General features: G+C 61.4%; 15 protein-coding genes. 11 read left to right on the forward strand and 4 right to left on the reverse strand.

The features are described 5' to 3' along the window. Positions 1-121 precede the first annotated feature (121 nt). Positions 122-901, forward strand: coding sequence for a tRNA threonylcarbamoyladenosine dehydratase (locus JFN91_RS08280; protein WP_199388723.1), 780 nt, complete (start codon positions 122-124; stop codon positions 899-901). On the opposite strand, the gene JFN91_RS08285 is transcribed toward JFN91_RS08280, so the two are convergent. From JFN91_RS08285 to JFN91_RS08295, 3 genes are all read right to left on the reverse strand, one after another. Then, a complete protein-coding gene (locus JFN91_RS08285) occupies positions 898-1,812 on the reverse strand; it encodes a zinc ribbon domain-containing protein (protein ID WP_199388724.1) in 915 nt (304 codons plus the stop codon). The two genes, JFN91_RS08280 and JFN91_RS08285, sit on opposite strands and share 4 nt — an antisense overlap. A 44-nt stretch (positions 1,813-1,856) precedes the next feature. Next, positions 1,857-2,351, reverse strand: a complete 495-nt coding sequence (locus JFN91_RS08290) for a type II secretion system protein (protein WP_199388725.1) — start codon at positions 2,349-2,351, stop codon at positions 1,857-1,859. 109 nt (positions 2,352-2,460) lie between these two features. Further along, entirely contained in the window at positions 2,461-3,360 is a 900-nt protein-coding gene (locus JFN91_RS08295; protein WP_199388726.1) for a DUF72 domain-containing protein, read from the reverse strand. A 178-nt stretch (positions 3,361-3,538) separates the two neighbouring features. Between JFN91_RS08295 and JFN91_RS08300 the strand changes: the two genes are divergently transcribed. Further along, a complete protein-coding gene (locus tag JFN91_RS08300) occupies positions 3,539-4,195 on the forward strand; it encodes a methyltransferase (RefSeq protein WP_199388727.1) in 657 nt (218 codons plus the stop codon). Here the strand turns inward: JFN91_RS08300 and JFN91_RS08305 are convergent. After that, complete coding sequence (locus JFN91_RS08305; protein ID WP_199388728.1) at positions 4,192-4,524, reverse strand: phage holin family protein; 333 nt, start codon at positions 4,522-4,524, stop codon at positions 4,192-4,194. The genes JFN91_RS08300 and JFN91_RS08305 overlap by 4 nt on opposite strands. Before the next feature lie 386 nt (positions 4,525-4,910). Here JFN91_RS08305 and iorA point away from each other — a divergent pair, with 386 nt between their 5' ends. The 9 genes from iorA to JFN91_RS08350 all read left to right on the forward strand — a co-directional run bounded on the left by iorA (position 4,911) and on the right by JFN91_RS08350 (position 14,367). Next, complete coding sequence (iorA, locus tag JFN91_RS08310; protein ID WP_199388729.1) at positions 4,911-6,665, forward strand: indolepyruvate ferredoxin oxidoreductase subunit alpha; 1,755 nt, start codon at positions 4,911-4,913, stop codon at positions 6,663-6,665. Next, positions 6,662-7,243, forward strand: a complete 582-nt coding sequence (locus JFN91_RS08315; protein ID WP_199388730.1) for an indolepyruvate oxidoreductase subunit beta — start codon at positions 6,662-6,664, stop codon at positions 7,241-7,243. Before iorA ends, JFN91_RS08315 begins: the two co-directional genes overlap by 4 nt. A 176-nt stretch (positions 7,244-7,419) precedes the next feature. Beyond that, positions 7,420-8,724, forward strand: a complete 1,305-nt coding sequence (locus JFN91_RS08320) for a phenylacetate--CoA ligase family protein (protein WP_199388731.1) — start codon at positions 7,420-7,422, stop codon at positions 8,722-8,724. A 12-nt stretch (positions 8,725-8,736) separates the two neighbouring features. After that, a complete protein-coding gene (locus tag JFN91_RS08325; protein WP_199388732.1) occupies positions 8,737-9,168 on the forward strand; it encodes an ACT domain-containing protein in 432 nt (143 codons plus the stop codon). A gap of 256 nt (positions 9,169-9,424) precedes the next feature. Beyond that, positions 9,425-10,567, forward strand: a complete 1,143-nt coding sequence (locus tag JFN91_RS08330; protein WP_199388733.1) for an ABC transporter substrate-binding protein — start codon at positions 9,425-9,427, stop codon at positions 10,565-10,567. A gap of 41 nt (positions 10,568-10,608) precedes the next feature. After that, positions 10,609-11,748 carry an ABC transporter substrate-binding protein gene (locus tag JFN91_RS08335; RefSeq protein ID WP_199388734.1) on the forward strand — a complete coding sequence of 380 codons (1,140 nt, stop codon included), beginning with the start codon at positions 10,609-10,611 and terminating at the stop codon, positions 11,746-11,748. Between the two features lie 13 nt (positions 11,749-11,761). After that, positions 11,762-12,646 (forward strand): branched-chain amino acid ABC transporter permease, encoded by an 885-nt coding sequence (locus JFN91_RS08340; protein ID WP_199388735.1) that lies wholly within the window; start codon positions 11,762-11,764, stop codon positions 12,644-12,646. A gap of 10 nt (positions 12,647-12,656) precedes the next feature. Next, positions 12,657-13,622, forward strand: coding sequence for a branched-chain amino acid ABC transporter permease (locus JFN91_RS08345; protein WP_199388736.1), 966 nt, complete (start codon positions 12,657-12,659; stop codon positions 13,620-13,622). Further along, complete coding sequence (locus JFN91_RS08350) at positions 13,615-14,367, forward strand: ABC transporter ATP-binding protein (protein ID WP_199388737.1); 753 nt, start codon at positions 13,615-13,617, stop codon at positions 14,365-14,367. Before JFN91_RS08345 ends, JFN91_RS08350 begins: the two co-directional genes overlap by 8 nt. The last annotated feature ends 83 nt before the right edge of the window (positions 14,368-14,450 follow it).

A 14,450-nucleotide genomic window follows, 5' to 3' on the forward strand; every position in this document is an offset into this window, starting at 1 on the left:
ACAGTGATAAAGGGGACAGGCACCTGCGGAGCCAGTCCCCTTTTTGCTTCCAACAAGCGCCCCACCTGTGCGATACTTTGCCGTCACCATCTCCGGAAAATCATCAAAGGCAAAGGAATCAATGTCACATCTGCATCGCTTCTCCCGTACCGAACTCCTCATTGGACCTGCTGGACTCGATAAACTGAAAAACTCGACTGTCGCCATCTTCGGCCTGGGCGGGGTAGGGAGCTACGCCGCCGAAGCCCTGGCTCGTGCCGGGGTAGGGCGCCTGGTCATCGTCGACTTCGACGAGATCTGCCTCACCAACGTGAACCGTCAGCTGCATGCCATGGACGGCACGGTGGGCAAGGCCAAGGCCCTGGTCATGGCCGAGCGCATGCGCCTGATCAACCCGCAGGCGGAGATCGTCCCCTACCACGACTTCTACTCCGCCGAGAACAGCGATTTCCTGCTCCACGATCACTACGATTACGTGGTCGACGCCATCGACCACATCACCAGCAAGCTGCACCTGATCCGCACCTGCCGGGAAAAGGACATTCCCATCATCTCCAGCATGGGGGCCGCCGCGAAACTCGACCCGACCAAGATCGGCGTGGCCGACATCTCGCAGACGCACAAGTGCCGCATGGCGCGTTCCGTGCGCAAGCTTCTGAAAAAACAGGGGATTGAGAGCGGGGTGAAGGTGGTCTTCTCGACCGAGGAGTACCGCGAGCAGGAGATGAAGGACGGCGGCTGCAAGGGGAACTGCATCTGTCCTAACAAGGACGATCAGAAGTTCTCCTGCGAGCACCGCCGTGTGATCCTGGGTAGCGTTTCCTTCATCCCCTCCATCTTCGGACTGACCATGGCGGGGGTGGTGGTAAACGACCTGTTGGCGGGTAAAACGACCCGCTAGAGAAGTGTCTGCAGCGCCTTGTACCGCTTGCTGGCGCTCTTCAACTCCTGCTTCAGGTCTTCGGGCAGAGTGGATTTGAAGTTGCGGACCGCCCCCTGGTACTCGGTGTCGAACTTGGCGGTTGCATCGACCAGTTCGTTGACTGTAGGGGAGGGTGAAAGCGCCAGCGCCTGCATCTTTTTGGATGCGGCATTGAGGGCCGCCACCGCTTCGCTGCTCTGCTTGTATTTCTCCGGAGGGGTGGCGGTCTTGGCTTGCAGGTCTTCTATCTGCGTGGCCAGGATAGAGAAATCCTTCTCGTCCTCGGCCGGCATGTGCGGCGCCGTCCTCTGGACGCTGGCCGTTTTCCATTCCGCCGCTATCTTGGTTGCCGCGTCCTTGCTGCGCAGCTGTCCGGAGTGGATGCAGTAGGTCAGCTTCACGAAGCTTTCCACGAAGGCCTTTTCCGCTTTCAGCTTGTTGTAGTAGGTGAACCCGGCGGCGCCAAGCGCCAGCACCAGGAGCACGGCTATCACGGCGCCCAGGTTCTGCGGTCTGTTCACCGCGGTATCGCTGCTGGCAGTACGGGAGACCTGCGGCAGATAAAGTTTTGCCGAGGGGGCCGGGAGTGAGAAGCTGCCCGAGCCTCCCTCAGTCTTGGGCAGTGGCGTGGGCTTGCTTCCTGGTGAGGTGACCAGGTACTCGGGGTAGGGCGCGCCGCACCCCAGGCAGAAGATTTCCTGGCCGAGTTGTTCCCCGCAGGCGGCGCAGGAAACCTGGCCGATCTTGCGGAAAGCGCGCGCTCCGAACGACTCCCTGTGGACGTACAGTTTGGCCTTGCAGGACGGACAGGCTGCAGCAGTGCCTTTTTCAGACACGGCTTCGAGGTGGAGTTCGATCTGGGCTTGGCATTTGGGGCAAGTGGACTTCATGTATGATCCTCTTTCATCCGGTGCCGGCGCACCGACCATCTTAATTAGTAGGACGCTCCCAATCCCATGAAGGCGCCGTCGGCGCCACGGATGATGTCGTCGAAGCTCTTGGGGTTGGAAAGGAGTTGGGCGGTGAGACCGTCCCCCCCCTTGCTGTAGAGGTCGTAGTCCGTATTGATGCTGACCACTGCCAGGTCTTTGCGGGGAGGCCCCCCATCGGAGAGCCTGACGTAGACGTACGGGTTTCTCCAGGGGTCGAGGAACTCACCTTGGTTCAGCTGGGCCAAGCTCGTTGGCAGTGTCCCCGATTCGAGGCTGTAGCCGGCGATAACTTTTTCGATCGCCCGCAATTCTTCCATGGCCCGTGCGCTGTAAACCTTCCGCTTGATGTCGCCAAAGGCTGCCAGCGCCATGAGGGTCAACGCGGTAAGGATCGCCACTACCACCAGCAACTCCACCAGGGTGAAGCCCCGTTGGCGCTGCAGGTTGTGCTCTTGAGGGGGCCGGTTCGGGCAATGCTGCTGTCTGAATACGGTCACTGAGTTGTTCCTTCGCTTTGCGCGCACGTGGCGAGCGGGTGGGGACTACGTTCACGATAAAAGCTGCCGGAGCGGACATCCTATACTATTACGGCTTTTCGCGCAATCTTTACTGGAATGATTCTCTTTTTCTGATAGTGCACAACTCGAGCGCGTTACGCATGGCATAGCCGCAGCGACAGTTGCTGAACATGATGAAAATGGTTCGCACCGCCTCGCTTAGGCGCACCGCATGTCGTGCGATCTCCTGCAGCTCGTACTGGGGGTAGAGGTACTCGTCTGTAGGGGCTTCACTGTGCCAGCTGTCGCCGTTTCTGCCGTGCAGCCTGAAGTAGGCGATACCGGTTGTTGCGGCGGGATGGAAGGGTGCGGTGGAGAGGTTGCCGAACTGGGGCTCGTCGCAGGTGATATAGGTAATCTTGTGCTTCTTGAGGAAGGCGAGCATGTCGTCCCGGTGCTGCGACGTGAACCAGCTGCCGTGACGGAACTCTACGGCGATGGGTATCCCGGCCATAAGTTCCCTGCAGTAGTGGATGTAGTCCAGGTTGGACTTCTTGTAGCCGAACCAGGGCGGGAACTGGAAGATGACGAAGCCCATCTTGTGCGCCTGTTTCAAGGGCTCCAACGCAGCCACCAGCGCCTGAGCCATGGCCTTGAGCAGCGTCGGTTCGGCCACGTGCAGGTCCTCCCGTTCCAGGTCTGCCGGGGCGAGCATGGCGCGCAGCCGCTCCGGCAGCCTGTGCGGGTCGATGTTGTGGCCGGTGAGTGCGCCGAAGGCCTTGACGTGGAACAGGAACCCCGGCGGCGTGCGCTCCGCCCAGGCCTGCGCCATCTCGAGAGTCGGAATCTGGTAGTAGGAACTCTCTATTTCCACTGTATCGAACCGGCGGGCGTAGAACTTCAGGCGTGCTTTCGGGGTGGAGGCGCCGTGCGGATAAAAGGTGCCGCTTTCGATGAGGCTGCTTTCGGTCCAGGAGCAGGTGCCGATGCGGATCTTGCCCGGTGCCATGAGACCTCCGGTTGTTGTCCCCCCCCTCTCTTGACGGGAGGGGGCCGGGGGGTGGGTGAAGCGGCAATGTGCGGATATGATGGCACCTTCCCCCACCCCCTAACCCCCTCCCGCAAGGGGAGGGGGGACCAGGGCAATCCTTCAGGTAATTCACCAATGAAGCAAATGAAAGGGTGAGATGGACCGATCTTCCAAGAACCGACTGACCGAGCACATGCTGCCGCACTTTGCGGGCGACACTCTCTTTGACCGTATTGCCCGCGCTGTCTGCCGGGCCGGTTGCCTGCCGCGCAAGGAACTGTACGAGGCCTGGGAGGTGGCGCGACGGGTGCACCGGCGCTTTCGCGGAGGCCGGGTGGTGGACCTTGCCGCCGGGCATGGGTTGCTGGCCCAGGTGCTGCTCATCCTGGATCGCGAGTTGCGTGAGGGGATCGGCGTCGATCTGCGCGTTCCGCCCAGTGCCGCGCGCCTTGCCTCCGAGATCCGCACCGATTGGTCCGCAGCGTCGGAGCGGTTCACGCTCCTGAAGCAGGACCTTAACCTGGTCCAACTGCGCCCGGACGACATCGTCGTTTCCGCCCACGCCTGCGGCTCCCTTACCGATCTCGTCCTGGCAAAGGCCGCGGCCGCCCGCTGCCGGGTAGCGGTGCTGCCGTGCTGCCATGACCTGCACAGTTGCGACGACGGCGGACTCACCGGCTGGCTGGATGGTCCCCTCGCTGTCGACGTCACCCGGGCCGCTTGGCTGCGCTCCCAGGGGTATCGGGTCTACACCCAGACCATCCCGTCCGACATCACGCCGAAGAACCGCCTTTTGATGGGCGAGCCGCTCTAGAAGATCGCGTTCAGAAGGAAGTTGACCACCGACAGCACCAGGCTGAACAAGAGCGCCCATAGGAAACTGCCCACGGAGAAGCCGCTCACCAGCGCGCTGGTCAGCATGATGAGCAGGGCGTTGATCACGAAAGTGAGCAGCCCCAGGGTCAGGATGTTAAGCGGCAGGGTGAGCAGCATCAGCACCGGCCTGATGAAGGTATTGATGAGGCCGAGCACCAGTGCCGTGATCAGCGCTGCGCCGAAACCCGATAAACGTACCCCCGGCAAGAGATATGCGGTGATGACGATCGCCACCGCGTGTACCAGCCACTTCACAATGAATCCCACGTTGAACCTCCTTGGTTTCCAGCAAAAAAAACAACCCGCACATTATACCTGATTCTCTTCCGTGACAAAGCTCTGTTTAATGCCTCCGGCAGCGGTGGGCAGGGCTTCGTTTTGAGCTGTTGTTTCGGCTCCTCAAAACGATGTTCAACCAGACAGTAAACACCTGCTCGACACCCCCTCTCAAAAGCATTAAAGGTGGTTTGTGATTGGTGGTGGCAGTATTGTAACTCCGCATAAATATTGATTATAGCGATTAAGTTGCTCCTATAAAGCAGTTGACAGCGCTGCCAATACTCGGGTATATTTCGCCGACTCTCACATTAAACAGCAAGGGGGACAGGCACCTGGCGGAGCCAGTCCCCTGGACTAAAGAGGACACGTAACCCATGAAGGAAATACTTTCCGGCAACGAAGCCATTGCCAGAGGCGCATACGAGGCAGGGGTGAAAGTTGCCTGTGCCTATCCCGGCACCCCTTCCACGGAGATCCTGGAAAACACCGTCCGCTACAGGGAGATCGACTCCTCCTGGGCCACCAACGAAAAGGTAGCCCTTGAAGTCGGCATCGGTGCCTCTTTCGTCGGCGCCAGGGCCCTGGTCACCATGAAACATGTCGGCGTCAACGTTGCCGCCGATCCCTTGTTCACGCTCTCCTACACCGGCGTGAACGGCGGCCTGGTGCTGGTCTGCGCTGACGACCCGGAACTGCACTCTTCCCAGAACGAGCAGGACAGCCGCAACTACGCCAAGTTCGCCAAGGTGCCCATGCTCGAGCCCGGCGATTCGCAGGAGTGCCTGGAGTTCACCAAGCTGGCCTACGAGATCTCCGAGAAGTACGACACCCCGGTCCTGCTGCGCACGACGACCCGCATCTCGCACAGCAAGTCGGTGGTAAACCTGGGCGAGCGCACCGATCTGGTCCGCGAGGCGAAGATCGAGAAGAACGCCGCCAAGTTCGTCATGCTGCCCGGTAACGCGCGCGTGCGCCACGTCGTGGTCGAGGACCGCACCGTGCAACTCTCCAAGGACGGCTGCAGCATGCCCATCAACCGCGTCGAGATGCGTGACGCGAAGGTCGGCGTGATCACCGCCGGTATCGCTTACCAGCACGTGCGCGAGGCGCTACCCGAGGCTTCGGTGTTGAAACTGGGCATGGTGCACCCGCTTCCCTTCGACCTGATCCGCGAATTTGCCGCCAAGGTGGAAAAGCTTTACGTGGTCGAGGAGCTGGATCCGTTCATCGAGGAACAGGTGAAAGCGATCGGCATTCCGGTCATCGGCAAGGAGATCATCTCGATCTGTGGGGAGCTCACCCCGGGACGGGTCAGGAAGGCCTTCGGTCTTCCCGAGAATGCCCAGGCTACCGTCGGGAAACTCCCGGGGCGCCCCCCCAACATGTGCCCGGGCTGCCCGCACCGCGGCGTCTTCTACACCCTGAACCAGCTGAAAGCCTATGTATCCGGCGACATCGGCTGCTATACCCTGGGCTTCATGCCGCCGCTGTCCGCCATGGACACCTGCGTCTGCATGGGCGCCTCCATCGGCATGGCTACCGGCGCGGTCAAGGTGCTCTCCCCGGAGGAGAGGAAGAAAGTGGTCGCGGTTATCGGCGACTCCACCTTCCTGCACACCGGCATCAACGGGCTGATGGACATGGTCTACAACAAGGGTGCGGCGACCGTCATCATCCTGGACAACAGGATCACCGCCATGACCGGCCGCCAGGAAAACCCTGGCTCGGGGCACACCCTGATGGACGATCCCACCAATGCCGTCGACTTCGAGCTTTTGTGCAAGGCGATCGGCGTCAAGAACGTGCGTACCATCAACCCGCTCGACCTGGACGAGTGCAAGAAGGTGATCTCCGAAGAGATGGAGCGTCCCGAGACTTCCGTCATCATCACCGACAAGCCCTGCGTCCTCATCAAGCGGGAAGGTATCTTCAAGGCGGGCGCGCCGCTGCAGGTGGTTGACGAGTCCTGCACCGGCTGCCGTGCCTGCCTCAAGATCGGCTGCCCCGCCATCGAGTGGGTCCCGGCCAGCGGCAAGAAGGGCAAAGCACATATCGATCCGCTGTTATGCAACGGTTGCGACGTCTGCAGCCAGCTGTGCAAGTTCTCTGCGATCCAGGAGGCAAAATGAGCGACAAGGTAACCAACATAGTCCTGGTAGGCGTGGGTGGCCAGGGCATTCTGCTCGCCGCCGAGATCCTTTCCGAGACCTTCATGCTGGCGGGCTTCGACGTCAAGAAGAGCGAGATCCACGGCATGTCTCAGCGCGGCGGCTCCGTCGTGTCCCACGTCCGTTATGGCAAGGAAGTCTTTTCTCCCATGGTTCCCGAAGGGGAGGGTGACATCCTGTTCGGCTTCGAGCTGATGGAGAGCTATCGCTACCTGTCGCTTTTGAAGCCCGGGGGCACCGTCGTGGTGAACGACCTGTGCATCGCGCCGCCGTCCGTCCTGGTCGGGCAGGAGGCGTATCCTGCTGACATGGCACTGAAGATCCAGGAGCTCTGCCCGGACTGCCTGCTGGTGGACGGCCAGAACCTCGCCATAGAGGCCGGCAACGCACGTGCCGCCAACACCGTGCTCTTGGGCGCCGTTTCCAAGCGTCTGGATATCGAGGAGAAGTACTGGATCGAGGCCATCGAAAAGATGGTGCCCAAGAAGGCGCTCGAGGTGAACCTCAAGGCCTTCCAGATGGGGCGCGGGCTGAAGTAACACAGACCTGAAGTCAAAAACATATTTGTAACGCAAAGACGCAAAGACGCTAAGGCTGACAAAGGCAAAAGATTTTGGGTTTAAACCAGTTTTCCCGGGTTTCTTTGCGCCTTTGCGGCTTTGCGTTAAATACGCCTTTAGGCCTCTGCTGTCGTATTTGAGTTAAGGAGTCAGTCATGTTTTTCAACGAGGAATTCGAGACACTGCCGAGGGAGGCGCTGGAGGCGCTGCAGCTCAAGAGGCTGAAGGCGATGGTGGCCCGGGTAGAAAAAAGCGTTCCCTTCTACAAGGAGGCGCTCGCCAAGGCCGGTGTCACTTCCGATTCCATCAAGACGCTCGCGGACCTGCAGCGACTCCCGTTCACCTACAAGCAGGACATGCGGGACTCCTACCCGTACAACCTGTTCGCAGTGCCCATGGAGGACATCGTCCGCATCCACGCCTCCTCCGGTACCACCGGCAAGCCGACCGTGGTCGGCTACACCAAAAAGGACATCGAGACCTGGAGCGAACTGATGGCGCGCTCCTTCGTCGCGGCCGGGGTGCACAGGGGCGACATCATCCACAACTCCTACGGCTACGGCCTCTTCACCGGCGGCCTGGGCGCGCACTACGGCGCCGAGCGGCTGGGGGCCTCGGTCATCCCGATGTCCGGCGGCAACACCAAGAAGCAGATCATGATCATGCAGGACTTCGGCTCCACCGTGCTCACCTGCACCCCGTCCTACTCGCTGTTCATGGCCGAGGCCGCCAAGGAGGAGGGGATCGACTTCCGCGACCTGAAGCTGCGCGTCGGCATCTTCGGCGCCGAGCCCTGGTCCGAGGAGATGCGCCGCGACATCGAGGCCAAGCTGAACCTCTCCGCCGTCGACATCTACGGTCTCTCGGAAATCATGGGGCCGGGCGTCGCCATCGAGTGCTGCGAGGCGAAGAAAGGGCTCCACGTCTGGGAGGACCACTTCATCCCCGAGATCATCAACCCCGAGACCTGCGAGGTGCTAGGGGAGGGGCAGATGGGTGAGCTGGTCATCACCACCATCACGAAGGAAGGGATCCCGCTCATCCGTTACCGGACCCGCGACATCACCTCCATCACCTACGAGCCGTGCGCCTGCGGCAGGACCCACGCCCGCATCGCCCGCATGAGCGGCAGAAGCGACGACATGCTCATCATCCGCGGCGTCAACGTGTTCCCGTCCCAGATCGAGGCGATCCTCATGGGGGTCGAGGGGGTCGAACCGCACTACGTGCTCATCGTGGAAAGAAGGGACAACCTCGACACGCTCGAGGTCCAGGTCGAGGTGGGCGAGAACATCTTCTCGGACGAGATCAAGCACCTCCAGGCGCTGTCGGTCAAGATCGAGAAGCAGATCAAGGAGATGCTGGGCGTCACCTGCCGCGTGAGACTGGTGGAACCCAAGAGCATCACCCGCAGCGAAGGGAAGGCGAAGCGCGTCATCGACAACAGGAACAAGGCCTAAGGAGGGAACGTCATGCACGTAGAACAGATCTCCATTTTCATCGAAAACAAGTTCGGACGTCTGGCCGAGGTGACCCGCATCCTGGGCGATGCCGGGGTGAACATCCGCACCCTGTCCCTGGCGGACACCTCCGATTTCGGCATCCTGCGCCTGATCGTGAACGACACGGAAAAGGCGCGTACCGTGCTCAAGGAGCGCGGCTTCACCGTTAGCAAAACCGAGGTGGTCGCGGTCGAGATCCCGGACCGTCCCGGCGGGCTCGCCGACATCCTGCAGGTGCTGGACGCCGACGGCATCAACGTCGAGTACATGTACGCCTTCGTGGAGCGCTGCGGCGAGAACGCGGTGATGATCTTCCGCTTCGACGAGACGGAGAAGGCCATCAGCACCCTGACCGGCAAGAGCTTCAACGTGCTGCCGGGGGAGAGGCTGTACAGCATGTAGTTTTTCCCGCGAGGGGAGGGCGGCCAGGCTCCCTCCCCCGGAGGGGGAGGGTTGAGGAGGGGGAACCTTCGCCTGATCTTACCCCCCTCCCGACCTCCCCCCTCCGGGGGGAGGAGTGTGCAATCGCAGGTACATACGGTGCCTGTAGGCGAATAACCATTCGCCCGGCACCGGTGCCCTACCTGAACCGTTTCTTCAACGGCTGTCGTACAACCTGTTCATATTTGATGTGTTTTACCAAAGAGGGGGGCAACAGATGAGAAAGATGTTCGCTGTAATCGGTATCACCATGCTGCTTCTGTGCAGTGCCAGCGCGGCCCTCGCCGCGGCTCCGATCAAGATCGGGGGACTCTTCGCCGTTACCGGTCCTGCTTCCTTCCTTGGCGAACCTGAAAAGAACACCCTTGAGCTGCTGGTCAAAGAGGCCAACGCCAAAGGGGGCATCAACGGCTCCAAGATCGAGCTCTTCATCTACGACACCGGCGGGGACGCCACCAAGGCGGTGCAGCTCGCCAACAAGCTGATCAAGAACGACAAGGTTGTCGCCATCATCGGACCGAGCACCACCGGCGAATCGATGGCCGTCATCCCGGTCGCCGAGAAGGAGCAGATCCCGCTCATTTCCTGCGCTGCCGGCATCAAGATCACCGATCCCGTTAAGAAATGGGTTTTCAAGACCCCGGCCAACGACCACGTTGCTGCCGAGAAGATCCTGATCCAGGCCGAGAAACTGAAACAGAAGAACATCGCCCTGATCACCGTTTCCGACTCCTTCGGCTCCTCCGGTCGGGAACAGTTGAAGCAGATGGCCGCCAAGCGCGGCTTCAAGATCGTGGCTGACGAGGTCTACTCGCCCAAAGACACCGACATGACCCCGCAGCTCACCAAGATCAAGGCTGCCAAGCCGGACGCCATCATCTGCTGGGGCACCAATCCCGGCCCGGCCATCATCACCCGCAACATCCAGCAGCTCGGCATGAAGACCCAGGTCTACCAGAGCCACGGCGTCGCTTCCAAGAAATACATCGAGCTCGCTACCGCCCAGGCCGCCGAGGGGATCATGCTTCCGGCCGGCAAGCTGGCCGTGTTCGACCTGCTGAAGCCCAGCGACCCGCAGGCGAAACTCTTGAAGGATTACAACACCGACTACAAGAAGAGCTACGGCGTCGAGGCTTCCACCTTCGGCGGCTATGCCTATGACGGCTTCCAGTTGGTTGCCGCGGCCATCAAGAAAGGGGCTGCCACCCCGGCCCAGATCCGCGACGGCATTGAGAAAAACGGCCGCATGGTCGGCGTGTCCGGCATCTTCAAGATGACGCCCACCGACCACAACGGCCTCGACTTGGGCGCTTTCGAGATGGTCCGCATCGTCAAGGGCGACTGGGTCATCGTTAAATAACGACCGGCGGCAGGAGTGCCGCTCAAAAGGAGAGGGAAATCGTGAAAAAACTTGTCTCGACTGCTTTTGCTTCGTTTGCATTGTTCTGCCTGTCCACCGCTGCACTGGCAGCCCAGCCCATCAAAATCGGCGCGCTCTTCGCCGTGACCGGCCCCGCTTCGTTCCTTGGCGAGCCAGAGCGCAACACGGCGCAGATGGTGGTCGACGAGATCAACAAGGCCGGCGGCGTCAAGGGGCGCAAGCTGGAACTGATCACCTACGACACCGGCGGGGACGCCACCAAGGCCGTCCAGCTCGCCAATAAGCTGGTCAAGAACGACCAGGTCGTCGCCATCATCGGCCCCAGCACCACCGGGGACAGCATGGCGATCATCCCGATCGTCGAGAAGGCCCAGGTGCCGCTCATCTCCTGCGCTGCCGGCAGCAAGATCACCGAGCCGGTGAAGAAGTGGGTCTTCAAGACCGCCCAGAACGACGGGCTGGCCGTGGCCAAGATCTACGAACAGCTGAAGAAAGAGAAGAAGACCAAGGTGGCCATCCTGACTGTCTCCGACGGCTTCGGCGCCTCCGGGCGCGAGCAGTTGAAGGCGCAGGCGGCCCACTACGGTATCCAGATCCTGTCCGACGACACCTACGGCCCGAAAGACACCGACATGACTGCACAGCTGGCCAAGATCCGCGGCTCGCAGGCCCAGGCCCTCATCTGCTGGGGCACCAACCCGGGTCCGGCCGTCATCGCCAGAAACGCCAAGCAGCTCGGCCTCTCCATCCCGGTCTACATGAGCCACGGCGTATCCTCCAAGAAGTTCATCGAACTGGCCGGCGATGCCGCCGAAGGGATCCGTCTGCCGTCCGGCAAGGTGCTGGTTGCCGACCTGCTGCCTAAAAACGACAAGCAGAGGGCTTCGCTGCTCGCCTTCATCAAGGATTACCAGAACCACTTCAAGGCCGAGGGCGACCACTTCGGCGGTCACGCCTGGGATGCGGTGATGCTGCTGAAAGGCGCCATCGAGAGGGGAGGGGACACCCCTGCCGGCATCCGCAACGCCCTGGAAGCTACCCGCAACTTCCCGGGCATCGGCGGCGTGTTCAGCTACTCCGCCAAAGACCACGCCGGTCTGACCAAGGACGCCTTCACCCTGGTCGAAGTGCGCAAAAAAGACTGGGTGCTGGTCAAGTAGGTAAAGAGGATTCATGGAGCTTTTAAACCAGGTAACGCAGTTCGTCATATCGGGGCTCGCCACAGGTTCCATCTACGCCCTGATTGGCCTCAGCTTCGCCATCATCTTCAATTCGACAGGGATCATCAACTTCGCCCAGGGTGAGTTCGTCATGCTGGGCGGGGTGTTGACCATCTTTTCGCTGAACGTGCTGCATCTGCCGCTAATAGCTGCCATTCTGGTCGCGGTAGCGGTAACCACCGTAATCGGCCTTGTTTTCGAGCGGCTGGCCATCCGGCCGCTCAAAAACGCCACCCCGCTCATGCTCATCATCATCACCATCGGCGCCAGCATCCTGATCCGCGGCCTGGTGATGCTCCTGTGGGGCAAGGACACCCAGGCGCTGCCGGCCTTCTCCGGGACCGACCCCATCAGCGTGGCCGGCGCCACTCTGTTGCCGCAGCACCTCTGGATCTTCGGCGTCACCGTCCTGGTCATCATCGGCTGCAGGCTCTTCTTCAACCACACCATCAGCGGCAAGGCCATGCGCGCCTGCTCCTTCAACCGCCGCGCCGCCAACCTGGTCGGCATCAGCGTCGGGCGCATGGTGCTCTTCTCCTTTGTCATTTCCGCTGCGGTCGGCGCGCTGGCCGGCGTGATCATCGCGCCGCTCACCATGACCGCTTACGACGTCGGGGTCATGCTGGGGCTCAAGGGGTTCTGCGCCGCCATCATGGGGGGCATGGGGAGCGGTCTGGGCACCGTCCTGGGCGGCCTGATCCTCGGCACCCTCGAGTCGCTGGGTGCCGGCCTCATCTCATCCGGTTACAAGGACGCCATCGCGTTTTTCATCCTGCTCCTGATCCTTTTCATCAGGCCGCAGGGGCTTTTCAAGAAGGGCGAAACAGAAAGGGTTTAAAGGTTTTACTTTGAAATCGGACAGAATAAAATTTCTCGTTTTTGCCCTCGTGGTGCTGCTCATCCCGCTGCCGCTCTCCGGTGGGTATCTCACCAACGTCCTCATCTTCGTCGGGATCAACAGCGTGCTCGCCCTGGGACTCAATCTCCTTCTGGGCTATGCCGGGCAGATCTCGCTCGGGCAGGCTGCCTTCTTCGGCCTGGGCGCCTACGGCTCCGGCGTCTTGACCACCGCCTACGGCCTCAACCCGTGGCTGGCCATGGTCGTGGTCGCCGTCTGCGTCGCCCTGTTCGCCTTCGCCATCGGCTTCCCGGTGCTGCGCCTCAAGGGGCATTACCTGGCCATGGCCACCCTGGGCGTCGGCGTCATCGTCAACATCGCCTTCAACGAGACCGTGGAGCTGACCGGCGGACCGTCCGGGCTCTCCGGCATCCCCAACCTCAGTATCGGCAGCCTCACCTTCGACTCGGACCTCAAGAACTACTACCTGGTCTGGGTGTTCGCGCTGGGGATGATCCTCCTGTCGCTGAACCTGGTGAACTCCCGTTTCGGCCGGGGGCTGCGCGCCATCCACGATTCCGAGGTGGCCGCCCGCGTCATGGGGGTCAACGCGAGGCTGATGAAGGTGCAGGTATTCACGCTTTCGGCATTCATGTCGGCCATCATGGGGAGCCTGTACTGCCACGTGATGACCTTCATCTCGCCCAACTCGTTCGGCTTTCACTTCTCGGTGGAGATCCTCACCATGATCGTCATCGGCGGCCTGGGGAGCGTGTACGGCTCCATCCTGGGCGCCCTGCTGCTGACCCTGCTCCCCGAGATGCTGCGCACCTTCCAGGACTACGACATCATCGTGTACGGCCTTTTGCTGATCACCATGACCATCTACCTCCCCGGCGGTCTGGTGGAGGGGATTCCGGCGCTGCTGCGGCGCCTGGTGCCGGCGAAGAAGGTAACGGAGGGGAGCGATGCTTAGCCTGAACGGAATCGGCAAGAGGTTCGGCGGGTTGACCGCCCTGGAAGGGATCAGCTTCAACGTCGGTAAGGGGGCCATCACCGGCATCATCGGCCCCAACGGCGCCGGCAAGACCACGCTCTTCAATGTCGCCACCGGGATCTATCCCCCCTCCTGCGGAGCGGTGCTCCTGGAGGGGAAGGACATCTCCAAGCTGCCGCCGGAAGGGCGTGCGCGGCTGGGGCTGGTGCGTACCTTCCAGAATATCGAGCTCTTCGGCAAGATGACCGTGCTGGAGAACGTCATGGTCGGCCTGCACACCCAGAGCAGCTCCGGCCTGTTCGCCTGCTCCTTCCGGATGCCGTGGCAGATGAGCGAGGAGAAGCGCATCCGGGCGCGGGCCATGGAGCTGCTCGACTTCGTCGGCATTCCCGAGCTGGCCGAGGTTCAGGCGGGGACGCTTTCCTTCGGCAAGGGAAGGCTTTTGGAGATCGCCCGGGCCATGGCGCTGGAGCCGAAGCTCCTCCTTATGGACGAACCGGCGGCGGGGCTCAACAGCAGCGAAACTGCGGATTTGGCGGACCTCATCAAGAAGATCCGCGACCTGGGTGTCACGGTGGCGCTGGTCGAGCACGACATGGATCTGGTCATGGACATCTGCGACCAGTTGGTGGTCTTGAACCTCGGCACCATGCTGGCCGAAGGGACCCCGCGGCAGATTCAGGACAACCCGGCCGTCATCACCGCGTACCTGGGCGAAGAGTAGCCAGTCTGGTTCCTCCCCCGGAGGGGGAGGAGAGTGCAGGCTCACTCCCAAGAACCAAATCTGCTTCCACGGGAGCATGCGGG

The sequence above is a fragment of the Geomonas anaerohicana genome (assembly GCF_016458305.1).
GTDB lineage: Bacteria > Desulfobacterota > Desulfuromonadia > Geobacterales > Geobacteraceae > Geomonas > Geomonas anaerohicana.

Bases quoted from the DNA above. Each gene is read 5' to 3' on its own strand.
- JFN91_RS08280 (WP_199388723.1), top strand. From the start codon at position 122: ATGTCACATCTGCATCGCTTCTCCCGTACCGAACTCCTCATTGGACCT.
- JFN91_RS08300 (WP_199388727.1), top strand. From the start codon at position 3,539: ATGGACCGATCTTCCAAGAACCGACTGACCGAGCACATGCTGCCGCAC.
- JFN91_RS08320 (WP_199388731.1), top strand. From the start codon at position 7,420: ATGTTTTTCAACGAGGAATTCGAGACACTGCCGAGGGAGGCGCTGGAG.
- JFN91_RS08295 (WP_199388726.1), bottom strand. From the start codon at position 3,360: ATGGCACCGGGCAAGATCCGCATCGGCACCTGCTCCTGGACCGAAAGC.
- JFN91_RS08350 (WP_199388737.1), top strand. From the start codon at position 13,615: ATGCTTAGCCTGAACGGAATCGGCAAGAGGTTCGGCGGGTTGACCGCC.
- JFN91_RS08315 (WP_199388730.1), top strand. From the start codon at position 6,662: ATGAGCGACAAGGTAACCAACATAGTCCTGGTAGGCGTGGGTGGCCAG.
- JFN91_RS08340 (WP_199388735.1), top strand. From the start codon at position 11,762: ATGGAGCTTTTAAACCAGGTAACGCAGTTCGTCATATCGGGGCTCGCC.
- iorA (WP_199388729.1), top strand. From the start codon at position 4,911: ATGAAGGAAATACTTTCCGGCAACGAAGCCATTGCCAGAGGCGCATAC.
- JFN91_RS08285 (WP_199388724.1), bottom strand. From the start codon at position 1,812: ATGAAGTCCACTTGCCCCAAATGCCAAGCCCAGATCGAACTCCACCTC.
- JFN91_RS08325 (WP_199388732.1), top strand. From the start codon at position 8,737: ATGCACGTAGAACAGATCTCCATTTTCATCGAAAACAAGTTCGGACGT.
- JFN91_RS08330 (WP_199388733.1), top strand. From the start codon at position 9,425: ATGAGAAAGATGTTCGCTGTAATCGGTATCACCATGCTGCTTCTGTGC.